Raw genomic sequence first — 19,698 nt, forward strand, 5'->3', positions numbered from 1 at the left:
GTGCAATAATGTACTATAACAGTATATATTTTGCATTTTTATAATATAACAGAAAGTCGATAAAAACAATCATTTATTTTAAAATTTTTTGATTATTTTAACTGATTGTTATACGAATCCACTAAACCCGCATTTCTGTTATATATCAGAAAAACCAAGAAAAAGCCCTTTTTCGTAACTCAAAAAAGCTGCTGAAAAAGTAAAAATCCTACTTTTTCAGCAGCTCCAGCAAAGGTCGAATTCCAACCCTGTGATAGCATGCCTTCCACTATGAGTTTATCACATTCATCCGCTTAGAAATTAACCCGTGCTTCGCTGAAAAAACAAAGCTGATCAGAAATACCAGCCCGGTCGCAAATGCCATGGAGCCGGAAATCGAGGTATCGATCCAAGCTGCCATATAATAGCCGACAATTGCTGAAATGACGCCGAAGGAGCTGCTTAGAATCAGCATCGTCAATAGCTTATCTGTCCACAAATAAGCGGATGCCGCCGGAGTAATCAGCATCGCCACGACCATAATCGCACCGACAGCATCGAATGAAGCGACCGTCGTTATCGAAACGAGGCTCATAAAAAGATAGTGCATCAGCAGGACCGGTATTCCCAAGCTTGCCGCCAGCGCCGGATCAAACGAGGTAATTTTCCATTCTTTATACAAAATGATAACAAAGAAGAGGACAATCAGAAATACGAGGCCCAGCATCGCCGTCGTTCTTGGAATTTCTCCGATGATCGGCAGCTCCATCATGTTAAAGGGGACAAAGGTAATCTCCCCCATCAAAGCATGCTTCACATCGAGGTGAGCATTTCCAACTGAAGTCGCAATTAAAATAACACCAATTGAAAACAAGGTCGTAAATACGATCCCCATCGAGGCATGAAGCTCAATGTCCAATGAATGGAGCCATTGGACGAGAAAGGCGGTCAGCAGGCCGGCGAGGATCGCTCCGATTAACATATGCGGACCTTGCAGCTCGCGCGTGATCAAAAAAGCAATGACGATGCCTAGCAACACGGTATGACTGATGGCATCCGACATCATCGCCATCTTTCGCAATATAAGAAACACGCCAATCAGACCACAGGACAAACCAACTAACGACGCCGTCAAAATAATCCATGCTGTATACGTCATGATTCTGCTCCTTTAGTATAAAGCTGTGCTTTCAGCCGTTCCCGCTCTGCCTGCCTTTTCTGGGCCTTAAATTGCATATATTGGATCAATACCCCTTTCTCCTTGCCGAAAAGAAGGGAGATGACAAAGCAGGCAGCCGCGGCGACAACAATAAACGGACCGGTCGGCCAGCCACTTCCCAGCGCGCTGATCGCAGTGCCGGCAGAACCTGCTATTCCGCCAACGAGTGCTGAAAGCAGGACCATCCATTTAAACGATTGCGTCCAGTAGCGTGCGCTGACCGGAGGAATAATGAGCAAAGCGGCAATTAAGATCACGCCGACAGCCTGGATACCGATAACGATCGTGATCACCAGCACAGCCGTATAAAGCATATTCATCCACGTTAGCGATAAACCAAGACCTTTGGCAAAGCCCGCATCAAACAAGTAAAGCTTCCACTCTTTAAAACCGATCACCACAACGAAGATCACGAACAGCGCCAGGCTTGTCATCGTATACACATCGGAGCGGACCATCGAAGCTGCCTGACCGAAAATAAAGCCGTCCAGTCCGCTCTGATTTCCGCCGGCTGTCCGGTTGACGACCGTCAACAGCATAATTCCAAGGCCAAAAAAGACCGAAAGCACCATTCCCATCGCTGTATCAGCGCTCACCCGTGTCACAGTCTGAATCCATTGAATAAAGAAAGCACCGAGCAAGGCACTGATTGCCGCGCCGATAATCATAATGAACAGATTCTTTTCTCCTACTACTAAAAATGCGAGCACCACACCCGGCAAGGAGGCGTGAGCGAGCGCATCGCTCATCAGGCTCTGCTTGCGCCAATACGCGAGGCAGCCGATTATTCCAGCCGCAATTCCAAGAATCATCGTACTAATTAATACCCATTGAGTGTTACTGCTTAAGAGAATGGACCACATGCTGCTGCTCCTCTCTTACTAACCGCATATTTCCTCCATATGCCTTCGCAATCATATCATTTGTAAAGACGTCGGTCGTTTTTCCATGGTTGATCACCGTCCGGTTCAGCAGCAGGACATGGTCGAAATAATCCTCAACCGTCTGCAAATCATGGTGGACAACCATCACCGTTTTCCCGCGCGCCTTTAATTCTTTTAACGTAGTCATAATCGCCCGTTCCGTCGCGGCATCGACTCCGGCAAGCGGTTCATCCATAAAATACAGATCGGCCTCCTGAACTAACGCCCGCGCTAAAAAGACGCGCTGCTGCTGCCCTCCTGACAGCTGGCTGATCTGCCTGTTGGCGTAATCAGCCATTCCCATTTGTTCAAGAGCTTCATAGGCCTTTTTCTGATGCAAACGGGATGGCCACTTGAGCCATCCGACCTTTCCGTATAATCCCATCGTCACGACATCCAAAGCATCGGTCGGGAAATCCCAGTCAACTGAGCCTCTTTGCGGCACATAGCCGATTCGTTTCTTCGCTTTTTTGAATGGCAGGCCGAAATAGCGGACCGTTCCTGACAAAGCAGGATGAAGCTGCAGAATCGTTTTCAAAAACGTCGACTTACCTGCGCCATTCGGGCCGACGATTCCCGTTAACGAACCGGCCTCGACTTCGACATCGATATCGTGCAACACCGTTTGTTTCCGGTAAGCCGCAGCTAAATTTTCCACTTGCAGCACAGCTTCTGCCATCTTACTCAGCTCCTCCGCTTAAAGCTTGATAAATCGTCTCCACATTATGACGGTACATTCCGATATACGTGCCTTCCTCCGTGCCTGCTTCCCCCATCGCATCCGAATACAGCTCTCCACCTAATTCAAGCTCGACTCCCTCACTTGCCGCTCCTTCAATCACAGCCTGAATCGTCCGGTCAGAGATACTCGTCTCAATGAAAATAGCGGGAATTTGATGCTCTTTCACAAGGGCAATCGTCTCGTTAATGTCAGAAACGCCAACCTCATCTTCTGTGCTCAGTCCCTGGAGGCCGATGACTTCCATCTCAAATGTGTTTCCGAAATACCCGAAGGCATCATGGGCTGTTACAAGAACACGCTGATCCTCCGGGATCCCGCCAAGCTTCTCGGCAGCCTCCTGTTGAAGTTCATCAAGCTCGGCGAAATACGCGTCTTTATTTGCTTCAAAATCATTAGCATGATCCGGGGCATAGGCTTTTAATTCCTCTACCGCCGCCTCGAGTGCCTGCTTCCAAAGGCGGATATCAAACCAGATATGGGGGTCAATCACGCCATCCTCTTCTTCTAATAACAGATCCTCTGAAATCGTATCGCCAATCGCCATGACCGGCTTTTCCGCAGCAATTTGATTGAAAATCTCGACCATATTAACCTCTAAATCAAGACCGTTGTAAAAAATCACGTCCGCTTCCTGCAATGTTGCGATATCACCTTGAGTAGCGTTGTAAAGATGAGGATCGACGGACGGTCCCATTAAACTGTTTACCTCAACATGCTCGCCGCCAATCACTGACAACGGCTCTCCGATTTGCGCGATCGTCGTCACGACTTTTATCGTTTCCTCGGCCTCTTCCCCTACACCAGTTGTACCGGTTCCGGCCTGATTACAAGCAGCTAGTACCGAACCGAATAGGACAGCCAGCATAACGAACAACCAATTTTTCATTTTCATGATTTCCCCTCCAAATCTTAGTCAATCAACCTGGTTTCTTTTTCAATATGCGTACATGCACAAACATTTTATGTAGACAAATATATTTGTCTAGGTAATGTTTGTTTCCCTAAGGAAACTTTACTCCCAAAAAAAAACATTGTCAATATCTTTTTTTCCATACCCGTCTCCTTCCTGTTTAAACACTGACGCATATAAGGGCTGGAAAAAGGTAAAACAGCCTTTTCCCAGCCCTTATTGTTGGTAATTCCTACCCCTGTATGTTATCCCGTCCTTTTATAATTAAAGCTCTTTGCATTCCGTTCAATAAACTGCCGAGTCTCCTCTGCGATCCGTTCTTTTTCATAATCAAGCGAAGCGACGTGGTAGGAATTTGTCAGCGTCACTACCCCTTTTTGGTCTGAACCAATATCACGTAAAATGAGATCGGTGCTCACCGGCGGAACGACGTGATCTTCCGTTGATTTGAAGCAGAATACAGGTGTATTGATTCGAGCAAGCTTTTCCGGAGTACGGCTCATTAGTGCCTGCAACTGATGAATAGCGGCAACCGGCACTTTCTCATAGGTGATTTCCTCGACATCCTGGCGTTTAATATCCGGACTGACTTCATCAACATAGGTGGAAGCTGCGGCGTCCTTCAAATAATCATAGCCAGGAACACGCAAAGCGGCATTAATGAGAACAAGCCCTTTCACTTCCGGGTATTTATCGGCCAGCCAAAGGGCCAAAGTTCCCCCCCATGGATTGCCCAACAACAAACACAGCCGAGCATTGCTCCTTCAAATAGTTGTAGCCTGCTTCGACATCGGCAAACCAGTCCTGATATGTCGCGCGCTCTAAATCTTTATAATGAGTACCATGTCCCTTTAAACGAGGCGCATAGACGGTATAGCCGTATTCCGCCAGCTTTTCCCCGAGAAATTTAACACTTTGCGGCGTACCGACAAAGCCATGCGAGATCAAGATTCCGATATCGTTGCCTTCCTTGTAAAAAGCTTCTGCTCCTTTAATCACCGGGTAGGTTTCTTTCATCTCTAATTCCTCCTTAGCTTTGTTCGCTTTTATGAAGCGCTCTTCGTTTGCGGACATTGTCATACTCTGTTTCTACCTCTGATAAGGTCAGCTCGTAAAGATGATGGCCATCTTTTTTATAAACGCCTAAGTGCAGTAATTTTTTAATTAATTCTTCTTTCCTTCGAAGAACTGCCTCACTTAATTGTGACATTTGCTTACCTCCTCAATTGATAGGTTCATGTATCAAATTGACATTGGATAAACCAGTTCCTTGCTTTCAGCTAACGACGGCTGTTCTAAACAAAAACGCCTAACCTTAAAAGACGAAAAGGTTAGGCCTTCGTTTGCCGATCAGCTTAAGATACGTTTATTATAAATCTTATTATTCCGACCTGTCAACTATATTTTATAAAAAAAGTAGGGCCGGGACAAAAGTCTTTTTTCACCTTTTGCCCAGCCCCTAAGTGGTCGTTTTTCTAAAAAACGTATAACAACATAGTCTTCGTCACTTCAGTATTAAGCATCCGGCAACGAAAACCTGAATACATAGGCTTGTTCGTATTGGGCCTTTACCTGATCCTGAACCGACTGAAAATATTCACTCTCTCCGGAAATGTCGATAAAGCTGCGCGGTCTTTTTCTCATTAACTGGACATGGAAGCCTTCATGTGTAAAGGCCGAGGCGATATCATCGAGCGTATGAACATTCGCCTTTAAATGACTGTACTGCTCAATCGTCTTTTGAAAATGATCGGCACTTGGGTTATTACTCAAATCGGTATACGTCACATAGTACACCCCGCCCGGCTTGAGCACCTGCTTGATTTTACGGGCATGGGTTTTCAAATCGTCGATTAAATAAATGACCGACAAAGCGAAGCCCAGATCAAACTTTTGCTCAAGCTGTTCGGGAGAGCCCGTTGCCACATAGGTAAGCGGCAGATCCCGCTTTCTTTCATTGGCAATCTTGACCGACTCAACCCCGCGGTCAATGCCGACGCCTGCTTTAAACGGCTTCACGCTGTATAGATAGCGTAAAAACCCGCCACGGTTGCAGCCGAAATCAAGCACCGAATAAGGGGAAAGATCCTCTTCCTTCATATACGAAACAATCTCTTTCCAGCCATCAATATGCTGCGCTTCCATGTTTTCTTCCTCTGCGGCATGATCCCACCAGACATTGTAAAGCTGTTCATTCTTACTCATTGCTGTTGCCACTCCTTCTCTATTTTAGTTAAAGAGGTCTGGATAAAAGCCTTGCGCCAATGTTTCCACCGTATAGGCCATCCGGTTTCCCGGCAGAACACTTTCCAGCTCAATCGCGACAAATCGTTCATTTTGCACGGCTTCCAGTTGTGAAAGCGCCGGGTCATTTTTAATATCCTCAATTTTCTGCTCCAATGAAGGCGAATCGTAATCGTGAATGACGATTACGTCCGGGTCTCTCGCCAGCACTTCTTCATAGCTTACGGTCGTCCATTGTTGATCGGTAATATCATCGAACACATTCTTCCCGCCGGCATATTCAATCAGCAATGTTTCAAAATTCGTTCCGCCGGCTGTGAAAACACCGTCGCCGCCACTGTCATAAACGAGTACCTTCACCGGTTCTTCAACGGAAACCGTCTCTTCTACAGCAGCAATCCGTGCTTCCTGATCAGCGACATACGCTTCCGCTTCATCTTCAATTCCGAAAATTTTCCCGAGATCGCGAATTTCCTGATACATTTCCTCCAGAGACGTCGCGCTGTTCATGTACGTCGTCATCCCTAATCCAGCTAACTCCTCAACATCAAGTCCCTCGCCGCCAAATTCCCAGTCAATGCCGTAAATAAAATCGGCTCCGCTCGTCGTCACCGCTTCTCGCGTCGCTGACCCATACGTCAATTCAGGGATCTTCGCATACTCTTCCTCATACTCCGGAAGCGGGCCTCTGCTGTGATTTTTAAGGCTATTGCCAATCACGTAATCCGTTAACCCAAGGGCAATAAACAATTCAGTCGTGTTCGGCCCCAATGTCAGCACCTTCGTCGGCTTTTCCGTTACAGTTACTTCTCTCCCGTAGTTATCAAAGGTTAGCGGCTCATCATCCGTCACAGCCTCTTCAGCCGCCCCCGTTTCCTCCTGCGCACCTGTGCCCTCTGCTTCTTCCGTTTCTCCTGCTTCCTGATCCGCTGTGCCGCAGCCGGCCAGTAGTACTCCGATCAGCGCGACTATTACGAACACACTCATCCACCTTTTTTTCATCTTGTTCCTCTCCTTTTATAAATTTAGGCTTTCCGGTAAATAGGTAATTGAGATTTTTTTCGTTACCGGATGTATCCTCACATCGGCTTTAATGCCGTAAACCTCCTGAATCGTTGCCGGGGTCAAAATTTCCTCCGGCGTCCCGGCCTTTTGCAGACGACCGTCCTTTAACACGTAAAGCCGGTCACAGTACAAGGCAGCGATATTCAAATCATGGATCGCCGACAACACGGTTACGCCGAGCCCTTTAATCAGATCGAACATTTGCAGCTGATAGTGGATATCCAAATGATTGGTCGGCTCGTCCAACAAGAGAAAATCCGTTTGCTGGGCGAGGACACGCGCCAGTAACACCCGTTGTTTTTCCCCGCCGGAAAGATGAAGATAATTTCGTTTCGCCATCTCTTTCATCCCGGTCTGCGCTAACGCCTTTGCGACGATTTCTTTATCCTCCGGCGTGTCGCCATCAAACAGCTTCTTATGCGGACTCAGTCCCATCGCGACAATTTCCTCCACTTTAAAATCAAACGGGACCGCATTTTCCTGGCCGACCACTCCGATTTTCTGAGCCGCTTTCCTGTTGTTCATTTTCAACAAATTTTCGCCGTCCAGCAGCATCGCCCCGGTATCCGGCTTAAGCGCCCGGTATAAATTTTTCAGTACGGTCGATTTGCCGCTGCCATTCGGCCCGATAATGCCGATAAACTCCCCCTTCGTCACATGAAGGTGAATATCTTCAATGATTTTGTTCTCGTCATACGAAAAGCTCAGCTGCTCTACTTGCAGTTTCATCCTCTCACCACCTTCATACTCGTGATTTCCGCTTCAAAAGCCAAATGAAGAACGGTCCGCCTACTAAAGCGGTCAATAGACCGATCGGCAATTCCTGCGGGGCAATCACCATTCGCGCCGCGACATCGGTCCAGACGACGATAATTCCGCCAAGCAAAGCACTCACAATCAGTACCCGCCTATGATCTGAACCAATGAGCAAGCGTGTCATATGCGGCACCATTAAGCCGATGAATCCAATCGCTCCGCTGACGGCAATCGTCACCCCGGCTAAAAGCGAAGCAATCAGGACAAGCAGCTTTTGCAGTCGGCTCACATTGAATCCTAATGTCCCGGCTGCTTCATCTCCCAGCAATAAGGCATTTAACGCCCGATGCTGAATCATCAGCACCGTCATACAAACGACGATCACAATGAGAGGAAGCTGCAAATATCCCCACTTCGCTCCGGCGAGACTGCCCGACATCCAGAAGGTGGCATTATGTAACCCTAGTGCATTCGGGGCGCTTAAGGTTATAATGTTTGTAATCGCATCCATGATCATCGCGATCGCGACACCCGAAAGCAGAAGCTGGGTAATGTTGATTCTTCCTTTCACCCGGGAAATCGTATAGACGATGATAATCGTCGCCGCCGCCCCGATGAAGGCGCTGATCGAAAGCGCATATGTCCCTAAAAAGGCAAAGACACCGAACAGCATGCCCAATGTCGCGGTTGCCGCCGCTCCTGATGAGACGCCGAGAATAAACGGGTCGGCTAAATGGTTGCGGACCAGGGCCTGCATCGTTACCCCGGTAACAGCAAGCGAAGCGCCCACAATCATTCCGAGCAGGACCCTTGGCATTCGCAAGCCCCAGACGATATTTTCATCGAGGTCCGTCCAGTTCACAGCAAAAGACTCGGACAGAAAGGGAATCCTGCTGAGGACAATTTTGGCCACAGTCAGTGGATGTACCGAGACAGGACCGATTCCAATTGCTAAAATAATCGATAAGATACTAATGAGGACGAGTAACGAGACAATCACCTTCATATTCGGATCATCCCGGTTAAAAAGTTTTCTTATTCCGGCTATTTTGTTCCCAGACATTCTCTTTCCTTTCACAGCTTTTTATTTTCGACAAATAAAACACATTGCGGCTTCTCCTGGCAGCACGGTGCAGAGCCAGTATCTTCCGTGAACCATCCCGCAAATTGTTACCCATTCTTATCTTTTCTACATAACATTGAATTCACTATAAAACGATCGGTGTTACGTTTCTGTAAAATTGTAACACGATTAGACGAACGTGTATAGTTTTAATTATCAATCTTTTTTCCACTGCAAAAAAAACGGCAGCGTCAAAAGGTAAAAACAACCTTTCGGCACTGCCCCGTTGAGAATACGAAGTCTCGTCTTACATTGCGGATTGATGGGCGCGGCGTCACACTCATCAAACTACTTTATTTAGCACCTCGTTTAATCCCCAATCGTTCTTTAATCGCAAACTGAAGCAATTGAGAAAAGTTTAACTTCTCTGCTTCTCCGGCATCGTTCAACCATTTGGGAATCGTCAATGTTTTCTTTATCGATTTATTTTCAACTTCATCGCGCACAATATCTGTCCACACATTTACAATAGCCACAAATCCGCCTTCCGGCACAGATATCGCTGATGGGATACTAGGAACTGGAATCTCTTCTCCATCTTCTTCCATACTATATAAAAAACCCTCTAACGCATCCTTTGCCATATACATTGCTTCTTTTAAATCAGATCCCTCCGTAATACAACCAGGCAGATCAGGAAATGTTATCGTATACCCCTCACTCCCGTCGGTACCAGGATCAAAAATTGCGGGAAACATATATTTTGCCATTTTTATAAAACCTCCTTCACAACAGGCTATAACAGTCCCGACTGCCTGAGTATTGATTTTAATGTTCCGGGCTTGAAGTCTTTTCTAGGATGAGGAACTGTTACTTTGCCTTTTTTCACAGGATGTCTAAATTGATGATGACTCCCAACTACTCTGACTAAGTACCATCCATCGTTCTCCAATAGTTTAATGATTTCTCGCGAAGACTTCATGGCCCCTCCTTCCATTCTTATTTTAACACGTGCAAATAACACGTTCAATGCAAATGGATAATTTGTACTTCAATCCATATTATCTCGTATCTATATAAACAGAGACCCTTTAAGCCGCTGCATGTTCACAGAATATTATATTTTCCCGCTTCAAATTTATCATTGTATTGAGATTATTTTTATTTATCGGTATGATAAGAATAGTGCAACGTTAAAGGAGGACTTTTCAATGACAGAAGCAGTTAACAACGAGCAAGGATCGGTCAAGCTAGAGCGGCAGGGGGCCGTCGCCGTTCTCATTCTTTCCCGCACCCATGCATTGAATGCGATTACATGGGAAATGTATAAGCAGTTTCAGGAGTATCTTCAGCAATTAGCAGAGGATTCAAGCGTGCGGGCATTGGTCATTCGCGGCGATGGCGAGAAAGCGCTTGCGGCTGGAACAGATATTTCCCAATTTGAAGGCTTTACCGGAGCGGACGGGATCGCCTATGAAAAACGGATTGATAAGATTATTGACGAGCTCGAAAACTTTCCAAAGCCAACCATTGCTGCAGTCCACGGATATGCTGTAGGGGGCGGGATGATGATTTCTGCCACTTGTGATTTGCGCTACGGCACACCAGCTGCCCAATTTGGCGCGCCAATGGCGAGAACACTTGGAAACTGCCTCAGTCTGGCAAACTATCAACGGTTAGACCGCCAGCTTGGTTCGATGGTGCTGAAGGACTTACTGTTCACTTCCCGCCTGTTAAAAGCAGAGGAAGCCCTGTCACGCGGCTTTTTAACTGCGATTTTTGATCAGGAGAATTTCTTCGACGAAGTCATGGCCATTGCAGAGCGGATCAGTAAGAATGCCCCATTAACGATTGAAGCGACGAAAGAAGCGCTAAACCGGATCCACCAGACTCAGGCTTCCGCTTTAGATGAAGACAGCTTCGATGATGTCGTTTCCAAAGTATATGGAAGCGACGACTTTGCCGAAGGCGTGAAAGCCTACATGGAAAAACGCAAGCCTAACTGGCAAGGAAAATAAGCCAAGGGGTGCTTTGCTGTCCCGTCTGGCAATACTAAAGAGAGTGCCCTGATGAAGGGTACTCTCTTTTATCGTCATTCGCTTTTTGCTTACCGGATTACATTACTTATCATCACAAAAAGCAAGAGATAAAAACCGACTTTTTGAGCTTTTGATCTGTATTTCCGTTCAATAAGCACAAATAATAAAAGGACAACCCACGCTGCGGCGAAATAATTCAGCAAGACCTCCATGTTATCCTCCTCAAAATAAGGATTTTTCATTACCAGCTACCGGCAGCCCATTTATCCTTATCTTACATGCATGTCATTCGGATGGGAGCCGCGGCGTCTGTCGATGTTCAACTGACTGATCTGCTCGATCTCCTCTGCTGTTAACGCAAAATCGAATACGTTAAAGTTCTCTTCGATTCTTGCTGGTGTTACCGATTTCGGGATCGCAATTGTGTTGTTTTGCAAATGCCAGCGCAGCACGGTTTGCGCAGGGGTTTTCCCGTGAACGGCCGCGATCTTTGTAATGACTTCGTCTTTTAGCACATCTCCACCTTGTTCAAGCGGGCTCCATGCCTCAACAAAAATATCATGCTTGGCGCAAAACTCTTTGATTTCCTTTTGAACCAAATATGGATGGCATTCAACCTGGTTAAGCACCGGCTTGACATCACATTCATTTAGCAGCCGCTCAAGATGCTCAATCTCAAAGTTACAGACGCCGATCGCTTTCACACGGCCATCGTTATAAAGCTTTTCAAGCGCTTTATATGTATCTACATATTGATCAAATTTCGGCGTCGGCCAGTGAATCAAGTACAAGTCAACATAGTCAAGACCGAGCCGTTCCAAGCTTTCATCATAGGCACGCAGCGTGTTGTCGTAGCCTTGATCACTATTCCACACTTTTGTCGTAATGAACAATTCCTCTCGTGGCACAGAAGATTCTTTCAACGCTTTCCCGACACCGACTTCATTTTTGTAAATCATTGCCGTGTCGATGGAGCGGTAGCCAACTTCCAGCGCCTTTGCCACAGCAGCTGTCGCCCCCTCATTCTCCACCTGCCATACACCAAATCCAAGTTGAGGCATCTTTAAACCGTTGTTTAAAGTTACAAATTCCATCTTCGCTTCTCTCCTTTTTCTTCATACTTTGATCGTATAGCTTTTGTCATTCTTGTAACTCGTGGTGAATGGATGATGGCATGGCATCACCTACTGTTATTTTACAAAAGCTACCATAGTATGGAAAGTAGTTCTTTCATTATAATACAGTAAATGACAAAAGTAACTTATTTAGCTTGAATCGCAGTCCATTTAGCTTCTAATGCAGCAAAGGCCATTTTAAAGGTTTACATCCTATCATCGATTTGATATCAAACTTATCTTTCACGTACCCATAATAGGCGCTCCACGGCGTCTCCCCTAGCATCAGCACTTCCTTTGATTTTTCCACATCGTTTAATGTGATCGCCATCTACCTTCGCTTCTTCAGGCAGAAAAAGCGGTCCGTTAAAATCCAAATAACGCACTGACCAGATAAAGGATGAACGGAATCGTCAGCAACGAGAAGACAGTGGAATAAATCGTTGCAATAAGTCCAGTCGTTTCATCATTTGTATAGCGCGCCAGAAGAACAGGCGCAAGCGTAATCGTCGGCATTGCCAGCAGCACATAAGTGACCTTTCGCACCATCTCCGGCAGTGGAAAAAAGCTTAAGAGAGCGATCGTCAGCAATGGAATTAGCAGCAGCTTCATCACCAGCGAAAGACTGACAAATTTCACCGGAATGTTAATCTTCTTGCGAAAAAATTCAGGTATTAGCAAACCGATATATATCATCGCCAGCGGAGCAGCGAGACTAGCCAGAAACGCGGCCAAATTTTTTGCGACCACGGGCGTCTCAAAACCAAACAATGCGATGACAAAGCCGGTGACCACCGCCAGAAATGGCAGATTAATAAGCGTTTTCATTCTTTTCAGGGAAAACCCGTTTCCTTCTTGAAGCATGATCACAACGAGCGAGAAGACGACAACATCCAAACCGGCATCGAAAATCCCCGCGAGCAGCCCGCCAGTCGGGCCAAATAATTCTGAGCAAAGCGGAATGCCGATAAATCCGGAATTGCCGATCCCCGCCAAAACAGCAAACTTTTTCGCCTTGAGGGAGCGGAAGCCAAATAAATGCGCGGCCCCCCAGCTAAGCGCCAGACAAAAAATATTCAACGCAATCGAGAGCAGAAAGATCGTAAGCATCATTTCGAGTAAACCGTCGTCTATTTTTGTGTTGAAGATCCCGTTTAAGATGACAGCCGGGATCGCTATGTTTATTATAATGATCATTAACAGCTTTTTCGCATCTTGCGTAATCGTTATTCTTGATCCAATCAACATGCCAAGCACCACGACAAAGCCGAGCATGCTGATTGACGTCACTACACTCATCATATTCATTATGTGTCACCTGCTGTTTCTGCCCTTTTTATCTTATGTGTCATTCTTTAGAACGCCGGTGGCGTCACGGAAAATAAAATCGATGCTGGTTGCTGAAAGTCATTTTCCCATTTGTGTTTCATTTGCGCCGGAATCTTCACACTGTCTCCGGCTTCCAATACATATGCCTCATCATTCAAATAAACTTTGACCTTGCCCTCCAGCACATAGGCGACCTCCTCCGCTCTGTGCGCCAGCAGCTTTTCAGACGAAGCAGCCTGCGGCGGAACCTGCAAAATGGCGGTCCCCAAAGTGCCTGTAAAGTCCGGCGAAACAAGCTCATAGGCTAAATCCTCGATCACCATCTTCTTCCGCTGACCGGCGCGCACGACTAAATCGGCCGTCGGCGTATCCTCCATTAAAAAATGGAACGTCGGCACATCAAGTGCTTTGGCGACTACACGAAGTGTCGTAATCGACGGATTAGCCAGTCCACGTTCAATCTGACTTAACATTGACGGCGTAATCTCGGCCACCCTGGCCAGCTCCCGGATGCTCCATCCCTTCTCTTTCCTGTACTTTTCGACCTTTTTCCCGATATCAATATTCTCCATGGCAGCATTCTCCTTACTATTCAACCCTATTTCGTTAATTACAGATTAACATACGTTAAATTATATTTCATTATTAAATTGTGTTTCTAACAAAAAAAGAGGGTGTATCTACACCGCTCTTGAAATAGACTTTCGTACTCTTTACATCCTCTACTTATATCAGTAACATGTAACCTGAAAAGGAACATAAAGGAGGATGAAATGTCTAAAACTATTATTATATTCCCTGCTCTTACTACGTTACTCACTTTTTTATTCCTTTATGGCTTCCCGCCTATTTCCCCCCTTTTAATTACGAATGCTTTATTAGCAATTATTGTTGGAATTCTATTGGATCAACGGAATAAAGAGAATTAATTTCAGCACTTCCTAAAGAACACTTCAGGCTATGGTAAATTGTCCATAGCCTTTTCGCATATGAAAGACATGACGATTTTTTTGCGCGCGTATTGTCAGATGGTTAACAGAGAGGGCATCAGCCCCCCTTTCACTTAGCGGCCTTCGTCCTTATCATACCAATAAGCAAGGAACTTGTAGGCTCCCCATTTCTCATAGACGCTTTCCATTTTTCGTCCCTTTACTTTTTCACCGTTGAAGTATTTCATCATAACATGCGCTTTATAATCAGAATCAACCGGTAAGGAATCATATTTTCCAAGTATCATGGAAAGAGTATTGAACGCATAGGGGCCGACCCCTTTAATATCGAGTAATTTTGCCAAACCGTCTGTACTGGATGTAAGTGACTCCAGATCAAAAGCCGGGTCCAGCGCTTTTTCAGCAGCATCAATGATATATGTACTGCGATAGCCGACTCGTATTTGTTCTTTTAAAAAGGCTTCGCCTGCTTCCAGGATTCTCTCCGGTTCGGGAAAAATTTTATACTCCTGTTGATTTACAGGTAGTGTGTCTCCAAGCTGATCGACGAGGTTCCGAGCCATATTGATCGTCTGTCCCCATCTCGTATTCGTTGTTAAAATCACTTTAACAACATCCTCAAAAAGTGTCGGCGAGCGCAAAAGTCGGCCTCTTCCAGTATGAGGGAGAAGAAGCAGCTCTTTAAAGTCGCTACACATCGTATAAAAGGGCTCAAATGTCTCGTCCAGCCTGAACATCCACGCTACCTGCTCCTTGATGTCCTGCTGATCTGCATCATCCAAAGGGGCTTCACTTTCCATCTCAAGCTGCAAATGATGCTCAAGCTTGGAGATACGAACAAGCACCTTTTTCTGATTGCGCAATCTTACCGGGCGGCTAAGTATGTGACGCTGATCGTCCCACTCATTCGGAGAGAGCATCCACCAGCCGTGATCGGTTACCGCCGCTGCGAAATTAAAATCCTCTTGCAAAGGAATGTTCATCGTCGAAATCATCCTTTTTCTTCTATATTACCATTTATCCTCCAATTAAAAAGAGTCCGTTTTAGTCAAAAGTAATAAAAAAGGATAATCGGATAATAGTGTGGAAAGAGTGGGAATGCTTTTCCTCAATCGTTTTCTTTCGTTTTGATTTATTGTCCCCCGTTTGTTAAACGAGACTATCAGTTTTCCTGCGGACTCCCCCTCTTCGTACTGGTTGATATGTATAAAGTATAGCTCCTGTATGAAATACCCTTGTATGTAATAGCTTCAAGTTGATCACATCAGGCAAATTTTTGAATAAGGGTAAACCATTACCCCATACCACTGGATGAATAATTATTCTGTATTCATCGACCAGATCAAACCTTGAAAGAGACTAAGCAAATCTTGCTCAACCGTGTGCCAAGATATACTTTCCAGGCTGTTGCTTAAGACGAGAAATTTCCTCCTTAATATCACCGCTTACCACTCTTGATCGGTTCCAATTTGCTTCCTTCAATGTCTTAGAAAAAACGACCTTTGGTATTTCGTTCATCGGAGGGGCAAAAACTTCTGTTGAAAAAGGCCAATGATCCGCCATATCGTTGTAGGCTACTCTTCCCATAATATGCGTGTCTGCCTGACGTAGCGTATCAACAAGGCACGCTTTCAACTCATCATTAAAGTTACCAAAAATCCAGTCCAAATCTCCATTCGGTTTAGCAACAAATCCATCAAGAGAGACATCCATTTTTAAAACGACTTTTCTCATTCGGTTCGTTATCTCCTTTGTTTGCCAACATCTTTAAAAGCATTTATATTTTTTCATTCACAATCAAGCTTCAGTCATTCGTATTCTAACAAGTTGTATATGTAATGAATTCTTTTGGATTGCTTTTTTGTTTTAGAAATAACTTAAATTCGGTTAAAATGTCCTATCTGGATAGTAATTTGTTTTTTCCACACGACATAAAAAAGCGCGTTATTCAAAAAAGTTATCCCGCTTAAATGTGTTCGTCCAATCAGCTTTTATCCCGTAATCAGCCTAGACTATTGGAGAAAATGATTTGACAGAAGGGTTATTAGATGATAAATTTTGATCAATCAATCAAAATAAATATTGGTCAATCAAGTCGGAGTTGATTGCTGCGAGTAATAATGTAGATGAATTTCGTGACCTTCCCCGTTGGCTTCAACGTATGATCCCGTTCATAAGCGTGATGTTATCGCTGCTTGCCTTTTCATATGCGTTGTATCTATACAATCAAGAGTCATTAGAATTTGTGCAATGGGTTCGTTTGATTGTTTTTACCATGATAAGTGTGGTGTTACTTCTTTCTGCCATTTTTTATTTTTTTCGTGCAGAGTTAGCTTGGAAATGGTTAATTGGCGGGTTAGCATTGTTACCTATCCTGCTCCTGCTGCAGCTTATCCTATTTCTTATGACGATTATAAAAATGATGATCGATTCCCTCTTTCAAGGAAGTCTTCCTGAACCGGTTCGATTGTTTATTGAGAACTACCCAAGCACATTTGATATTGTGATCTTAGCGGCGCTTTTTATTGTTGGGCTATTATGGCTCATTCAAAAGCTGAAAAAACAAAAAACGAAGGAAAGCGAGGAACGATTGTGGCGGACCAACCATCGTTTATAGCGGAAGCAAGAAGAGAACAAATTATAAAAGCGACGATTGAAGTACTGGATGAAATTGGCTATGTAAATATTAGTTTGGCTAAAATCGCCAAAAAAGCGAAGGTCAGTACAGGATTAATTTCCTATCATTTTAACGACAAGGAGGATGTGCTCAATCACACATTATTTTATTTAGTAAAAACGCAATTTGATTATATTAAAGAACGAGTCTCCCAAAAAGCATCGGCCTATGATCAACTCGTTACTTTTATTGAGGCTTCGTTAGCTTATCATCAGACGCATAGCGTCAATAATATCGCCCTGCTGGAGATTCTCTTTAATGCACGTACGGAGGATCATATTCCCTATTATAAATTATCAGTTGAGGAAGAAGATCCTTTGTATGTGTATTTGCAGGAGATTTTACAGTATGGACAAAAGACAAACGAGTTTTCCACGTTTCGAACAAAAAGCCTTTCTACTATGATACAAGGAGCCATCTCTGAAAGTATGCTTGTGAATGCAGAAGAATTTAACCTGGAAGAATACAAAAATGACTTAGTGACGATGGTGACAAAAGTCGTTAAGTAAATGGGGAGGCTTATTTATGACTGAATTCGATGCTGCTGAAACAGCTAAAAAACAACGGGCGCTATCTTTAGATATCGCCCGGGGCTCGATGCTCTTTTTGATTATTCTTTCGCATATCCCTTTGTTTCTATACATGATAGAACCAGGTGTGCTAACGAAAGTAGCTGGCAGTACCCCTTTAGATCATTTCTTGAATGCTTTAATGGAAATCATCGTAGACAATCGGGCGCGTCCCTTATTCGCCATCCTGTTTGGTTATGGGCTAGTTATGATTTACCGCAAGCAACAGGAAAGAAAGGGTGCCGATGAAGCAAAACGGATTATAAAAAGACGGTGCTGGTACTTAATCATATTTGGCGCCATACTCGCTGGTGTTGCAGGTGGGCAGGATATTCTCATGACGTATGGGATTGCTGGTCTCCTACTCGTTTCCAGTTTAAACAAGACCAACAGCAAAATTGTAAAATATGTGCTTGTTTCTACAATCATATGTCTCCTGTATCTCCCCCTATTGTGGGGCGTTGTTTTACTTGGCAACCAATCTTACGGCTTACCAATAGAATTAACCGGTCAAGAAACATATTTGAATACCCTTCTTGAAGGGCTGATTGCTATCCCGATCATTCCCTTGTTTACTCATCTCTTCTTTCCAGTGATCCCTTCCGTTCTAATGGGCATTTGGCTGGGAAATGTAAATATCTTAATTAAGCCGCATGACCATATCAAACTGCTGAAGCAATTAACGATTGGCGGTCTCACCATTTCACTTGCGGGCGCCATCCCACTAGTACTGATTAATGATGTTTGGTTTCCCGACTTTTTCACGGCAGGGATTGCATACGGGGTCCATATTATTACCGGTTTTGCAGGCGGTTTAGGGTATGCTGCACTGTTTGGGTTGTTAGGAATCACGATAAAAAAGCACGGCACGATTGTCAAAGCGATCACGGCAATGGGAAAACGTTCGCTGACCTTTTTTGTCACACATGAAGTTTTGATTGTTCTTTTCCTGTCTCCGATTGCTTTCAATTTAGGGGCTGTCTTAACTGTCACCACTTCGGTCCTATTCGGTCTCGCAATGTGGGTCGTGACGTTATCAATCGCCTACTTGATGGATCGTCATCAAATCGAGGGACCGTTAGAGCGATACATGCGTTATGTAACGTATAAAAAAGGATAGGAACAAAAATGCCGGGATAAAAAACATTAATGAATGTCCCATGAACTTAATACTCTTACTAAATATCTACAGGCTGCTTTTAAAATCCCCTACCGAAGAGGGGGCATATCAGGCATATATATCTGGTGAGAGCACTTGTGAAGGTTTCAGGTCTGGCACGGAGTACGTATTACGATTTAGTAAAAAAGATGAATTGTCCAAAGCTGAAATTAAGGCAATTTACTAGAAACATGAAGGCCGTTACGGGTACCTTCGTGTTCGTGATGAGTTCGTGATAAGCTAGCGAATAGTAGACAAAAAGTGAATCATAAGAAGGTTCAACACATTATGAGAGAATTAGGTTTAACATGTATGTACATATGAAAAAATATAAGTCTTATAAAGGGGCTGTTGGAAAGATTACACCAAATATTTCAGATCGTAATTTTACAGCAGATACCCTAAATCAGAAATGGGTAATGGATATCACGGAATTTACATTATTGGACGAGAAAGTTTATTTATCACCTGTCTTAGATTTATTTAATAAGAAATTATTACCTATACCATTAAACGTATTCGCTTGTTTCAGGGATACTGAAAACGCCTATCTGAAGAACATCACCCATTGATGCATTCAGATCAGGGATGACATTATCAAATGAAGCAATATCACCAAGCTCTAGAATCGAGAGGGATTGTACAAAGTATTTAAAAGCGAATTAGAAACGTATATAACTTATTACAACCCAAAACGGATTAAGGCAAAATTAAAAGGCATGAGTCCGATACACTATCGAAGTCATGCCCAACCCGCTGCCTAATGAAATAACCGTGTCTAGCTTTTCAGGGTCACTTCAAAGCGGATTTCTTTCGCTAAGGGTTTTGCGCAGAACGAGCCATTGTCATGTTGTTTATCCCAATTTAGCCTTCTGCCCCACCCCGAGTTTTTTTATAATTTATTGAAATTGTTTTTGTACCATCTTTATAAGTTATTGTGGACAAAGTAGAATTAAATC

The 19,698-nt window shown here is 44.4% G+C and carries 22 protein-coding genes and 2 pseudogenes; 6 read left to right on the forward strand and 18 right to left on the reverse strand.

Annotated features, from left to right (window positions below):
- Positions 1-268: 268 nt before the first annotated feature.
- The 13 genes from M3212_RS07200 to M3212_RS07255 form a co-directional block, all read right to left on the reverse strand.
- Positions 269-1,138, reverse strand: coding sequence for a metal ABC transporter permease (locus tag M3212_RS07200; protein WP_251193278.1), 870 nt, complete (start codon positions 1,136-1,138; stop codon positions 269-271).
- Positions 1,135-2,061: a metal ABC transporter permease gene (locus M3212_RS07205; protein WP_251193279.1), complete on the reverse strand. Its 927-nt coding sequence runs from the start codon at positions 2,059-2,061 to the stop codon at positions 1,135-1,137. Before M3212_RS07205 ends, M3212_RS07200 begins: the two co-directional genes overlap by 4 nt.
- A complete protein-coding gene (locus M3212_RS07210) occupies positions 2,036-2,800 on the reverse strand; it encodes a metal ABC transporter ATP-binding protein (RefSeq protein WP_251193280.1) in 765 nt (254 codons plus the stop codon). Before M3212_RS07210 ends, M3212_RS07205 begins: the two co-directional genes overlap by 26 nt.
- 1 nt (position 2,801) lies before the next feature.
- Positions 2,802-3,749 carry a metal ABC transporter solute-binding protein, Zn/Mn family gene (locus M3212_RS07215; protein WP_251193390.1) on the reverse strand — a complete coding sequence of 316 codons (948 nt, stop codon included), beginning with the start codon at positions 3,747-3,749 and terminating at the stop codon, positions 2,802-2,804.
- A gap of 269 nt (positions 3,750-4,018) precedes the next feature.
- A complete protein-coding gene (locus tag M3212_RS22255; RefSeq protein WP_349774174.1) occupies positions 4,019-4,486 on the reverse strand; it encodes an alpha/beta hydrolase in 468 nt (155 codons plus the stop codon).
- A complete protein-coding gene (locus tag M3212_RS22260; protein WP_349774175.1) occupies positions 4,464-4,790 on the reverse strand; it encodes an alpha/beta hydrolase in 327 nt (108 codons plus the stop codon). The genes M3212_RS22255 and M3212_RS22260 overlap by 23 nt, the downstream gene beginning before the upstream one ends.
- Positions 4,791-4,803: 13 nt before the next feature.
- Positions 4,804-4,983 carry a Fur-regulated basic protein FbpA gene (locus M3212_RS07225; protein WP_251193281.1) on the reverse strand — a complete coding sequence of 60 codons (180 nt, stop codon included), beginning with the start codon at positions 4,981-4,983 and terminating at the stop codon, positions 4,804-4,806.
- Between the two features lie 305 nt (positions 4,984-5,288).
- Positions 5,289-5,978: a class I SAM-dependent methyltransferase gene (locus M3212_RS07230; RefSeq protein WP_251193282.1), complete on the reverse strand. Its 690-nt coding sequence runs from the start codon at positions 5,976-5,978 to the stop codon at positions 5,289-5,291.
- A 24-nt stretch (positions 5,979-6,002) separates the two neighbouring features.
- Positions 6,003-7,019: an ABC transporter substrate-binding protein gene (locus tag M3212_RS07235; RefSeq protein ID WP_251193283.1), complete on the reverse strand. Its 1,017-nt coding sequence runs from the start codon at positions 7,017-7,019 to the stop codon at positions 6,003-6,005.
- Positions 7,020-7,034: 15 nt separating this feature from the next.
- Positions 7,035-7,811 carry a heme ABC transporter ATP-binding protein gene (locus M3212_RS07240; RefSeq protein ID WP_251193284.1) on the reverse strand — a complete coding sequence of 259 codons (777 nt, stop codon included), beginning with the start codon at positions 7,809-7,811 and terminating at the stop codon, positions 7,035-7,037.
- A gap of 13 nt (positions 7,812-7,824) precedes the next feature.
- Positions 7,825-8,844 carry a FecCD family ABC transporter permease gene (locus tag M3212_RS07245; RefSeq protein ID WP_251193285.1) on the reverse strand — a complete coding sequence of 340 codons (1,020 nt, stop codon included), beginning with the start codon at positions 8,842-8,844 and terminating at the stop codon, positions 7,825-7,827.
- 410 nt (positions 8,845-9,254) lie between these two features.
- Positions 9,255-9,671: a type II toxin-antitoxin system HicB family antitoxin gene (locus tag M3212_RS07250; RefSeq protein WP_251193286.1), complete on the reverse strand. Its 417-nt coding sequence runs from the start codon at positions 9,669-9,671 to the stop codon at positions 9,255-9,257.
- Between the two features lie 26 nt (positions 9,672-9,697).
- Positions 9,698-9,883, reverse strand: a complete 186-nt coding sequence (locus M3212_RS07255; protein ID WP_251193287.1) for a type II toxin-antitoxin system HicA family toxin — start codon at positions 9,881-9,883, stop codon at positions 9,698-9,700.
- A gap of 229 nt (positions 9,884-10,112) precedes the next feature.
- On the opposite strand from M3212_RS07255, the gene M3212_RS07260 reads away from it, so the two are divergent.
- Entirely contained in the window at positions 10,113-10,919 is an 807-nt protein-coding gene (locus M3212_RS07260) for an enoyl-CoA hydratase (protein ID WP_251193288.1), read from the forward strand.
- Between the two features lie 290 nt (positions 10,920-11,209).
- Here the strand turns inward: M3212_RS07260 and M3212_RS07265 are convergent, their stop codons facing one another.
- The 3 genes from M3212_RS07265 to M3212_RS07275 form a co-directional block, all read right to left on the reverse strand.
- Positions 11,210-12,034, reverse strand: a complete 825-nt coding sequence (locus tag M3212_RS07265) for an aldo/keto reductase (protein WP_251193289.1) — start codon at positions 12,032-12,034, stop codon at positions 11,210-11,212.
- A gap of 387 nt (positions 12,035-12,421) precedes the next feature.
- On the reverse strand, positions 12,422-13,363 hold the full coding sequence (locus tag M3212_RS07270) for an AEC family transporter (protein WP_251193290.1): 942 nt from the start codon (positions 13,361-13,363) through the stop codon (positions 12,422-12,424).
- Between the two features lie 47 nt (positions 13,364-13,410).
- On the reverse strand, positions 13,411-13,956 hold the full coding sequence (locus M3212_RS07275; protein ID WP_251193291.1) for a cupin domain-containing protein: 546 nt from the start codon (positions 13,954-13,956) through the stop codon (positions 13,411-13,413).
- Between the two features lie 201 nt (positions 13,957-14,157).
- On the opposite strand from M3212_RS07275, the gene M3212_RS07280 reads away from it, so the two are divergent.
- Complete coding sequence (locus tag M3212_RS07280) at positions 14,158-14,313, forward strand: hypothetical protein (RefSeq protein ID WP_251193292.1); 156 nt, start codon at positions 14,158-14,160, stop codon at positions 14,311-14,313.
- Positions 14,314-14,447: 134 nt separating this feature from the next.
- Here the strand turns inward: M3212_RS07280 and M3212_RS07285 are convergent, their stop codons facing one another.
- The gene (locus tag M3212_RS07285; RefSeq protein WP_251193293.1) at positions 14,448-15,317 is read right to left on the reverse strand and encodes a DNA-3-methyladenine glycosylase family protein; all 870 of its coding nucleotides are present in this window, start codon (positions 15,315-15,317) and stop codon (positions 14,448-14,450) included.
- 166 nt (positions 15,318-15,483) lie between these two features.
- Positions 15,484-16,068 (reverse strand): annotated as a pseudogene (locus tag M3212_RS07290) (dihydrofolate reductase family protein).
- A gap of 367 nt (positions 16,069-16,435) precedes the next feature.
- Between M3212_RS07290 and M3212_RS07295 the strand changes: the two are divergent.
- The 4 genes and pseudogenes from M3212_RS07295 to M3212_RS07310 form a co-directional block, all read left to right on the forward strand.
- Positions 16,436-16,951: a hypothetical protein gene (locus M3212_RS07295; protein WP_251193294.1), complete on the forward strand. Its 516-nt coding sequence runs from the start codon at positions 16,436-16,438 to the stop codon at positions 16,949-16,951.
- Complete coding sequence (locus M3212_RS07300) at positions 16,927-17,520, forward strand: TetR/AcrR family transcriptional regulator (protein WP_251193295.1); 594 nt, start codon at positions 16,927-16,929, stop codon at positions 17,518-17,520. Before M3212_RS07295 ends, M3212_RS07300 begins: the two co-directional genes overlap by 25 nt.
- Before the next feature lie 16 nt (positions 17,521-17,536).
- Positions 17,537-18,700, forward strand: a complete 1,164-nt coding sequence (locus M3212_RS07305) for a DUF418 domain-containing protein (RefSeq protein ID WP_251193296.1) — start codon at positions 17,537-17,539, stop codon at positions 18,698-18,700.
- A gap of 107 nt (positions 18,701-18,807) precedes the next feature.
- A pseudogene (locus M3212_RS07310) lies at positions 18,808-19,503 on the forward strand (IS3 family transposase); the annotation flags it as partial.
- Between the last annotated feature and the right edge of the window lie 195 nt (positions 19,504-19,698).

Origin of the sequence: Halalkalibacter oceani (assembly GCF_023715705.1) — a bacterium.
Classification (GTDB): Bacteria; Bacillota; Bacilli; order Bacillales; family Bacillaceae_D; genus Halalkalibacter; species Halalkalibacter oceani_A.

Bases quoted from the DNA above. Each gene is read 5' to 3' on its own strand.
- M3212_RS07200 (WP_251193278.1), bottom strand. From the start codon at position 1,138: ATGACGTATACAGCATGGATTATTTTGACGGCGTCGTTAGTTGGTTTG.
- M3212_RS07205 (WP_251193279.1), bottom strand. From the start codon at position 2,061: ATGTGGTCCATTCTCTTAAGCAGTAACACTCAATGGGTATTAATTAGT.
- M3212_RS07210 (WP_251193280.1), bottom strand. From the start codon at position 2,800: ATGGCAGAAGCTGTGCTGCAAGTGGAAAATTTAGCTGCGGCTTACCGG.
- M3212_RS07215 (WP_251193390.1), bottom strand. From the start codon at position 3,749: ATGAAAAATTGGTTGTTCGTTATGCTGGCTGTCCTATTCGGTTCGGTA.
- M3212_RS22260 (WP_349774175.1), bottom strand. From the start codon at position 4,790: ATGAAAGAAACCTACCCGGTGATTAAAGGAGCAGAAGCTTTTTACAAG.
- M3212_RS07225 (WP_251193281.1), bottom strand. From the start codon at position 4,983: ATGTCACAATTAAGTGAGGCAGTTCTTCGAAGGAAAGAAGAATTAATT.
- M3212_RS07230 (WP_251193282.1), bottom strand. From the start codon at position 5,978: ATGAGTAAGAATGAACAGCTTTACAATGTCTGGTGGGATCATGCCGCA.
- M3212_RS07235 (WP_251193283.1), bottom strand. From the start codon at position 7,019: ATGAAAAAAAGGTGGATGAGTGTGTTCGTAATAGTCGCGCTGATCGGA.
- M3212_RS07240 (WP_251193284.1), bottom strand. From the start codon at position 7,811: ATGAAACTGCAAGTAGAGCAGCTGAGCTTTTCGTATGACGAGAACAAA.
- M3212_RS07245 (WP_251193285.1), bottom strand. From the start codon at position 8,844: ATGAAGGTGATTGTCTCGTTACTCGTCCTCATTAGTATCTTATCGATT.
- M3212_RS07250 (WP_251193286.1), bottom strand. From the start codon at position 9,671: ATGGCAAAATATATGTTTCCCGCAATTTTTGATCCTGGTACCGACGGG.
- M3212_RS07255 (WP_251193287.1), bottom strand. From the start codon at position 9,883: ATGAAGTCTTCGCGAGAAATCATTAAACTATTGGAGAACGATGGATGG.
- M3212_RS07260 (WP_251193288.1), top strand. From the start codon at position 10,113: ATGACAGAAGCAGTTAACAACGAGCAAGGATCGGTCAAGCTAGAGCGG.
- M3212_RS07265 (WP_251193289.1), bottom strand. From the start codon at position 12,034: ATGGAATTTGTAACTTTAAACAACGGTTTAAAGATGCCTCAACTTGGA.
- M3212_RS07270 (WP_251193290.1), bottom strand. From the start codon at position 13,363: ATGAATATGATGAGTGTAGTGACGTCAATCAGCATGCTCGGCTTTGTC.
- M3212_RS07275 (WP_251193291.1), bottom strand. From the start codon at position 13,956: ATGGAGAATATTGATATCGGGAAAAAGGTCGAAAAGTACAGGAAAGAG.
- M3212_RS07280 (WP_251193292.1), top strand. From the start codon at position 14,158: ATGTCTAAAACTATTATTATATTCCCTGCTCTTACTACGTTACTCACT.
- M3212_RS07285 (WP_251193293.1), bottom strand. From the start codon at position 15,317: ATGAACATTCCTTTGCAAGAGGATTTTAATTTCGCAGCGGCGGTAACC.
- M3212_RS07305 (WP_251193296.1), top strand. From the start codon at position 17,537: ATGACTGAATTCGATGCTGCTGAAACAGCTAAAAAACAACGGGCGCTA.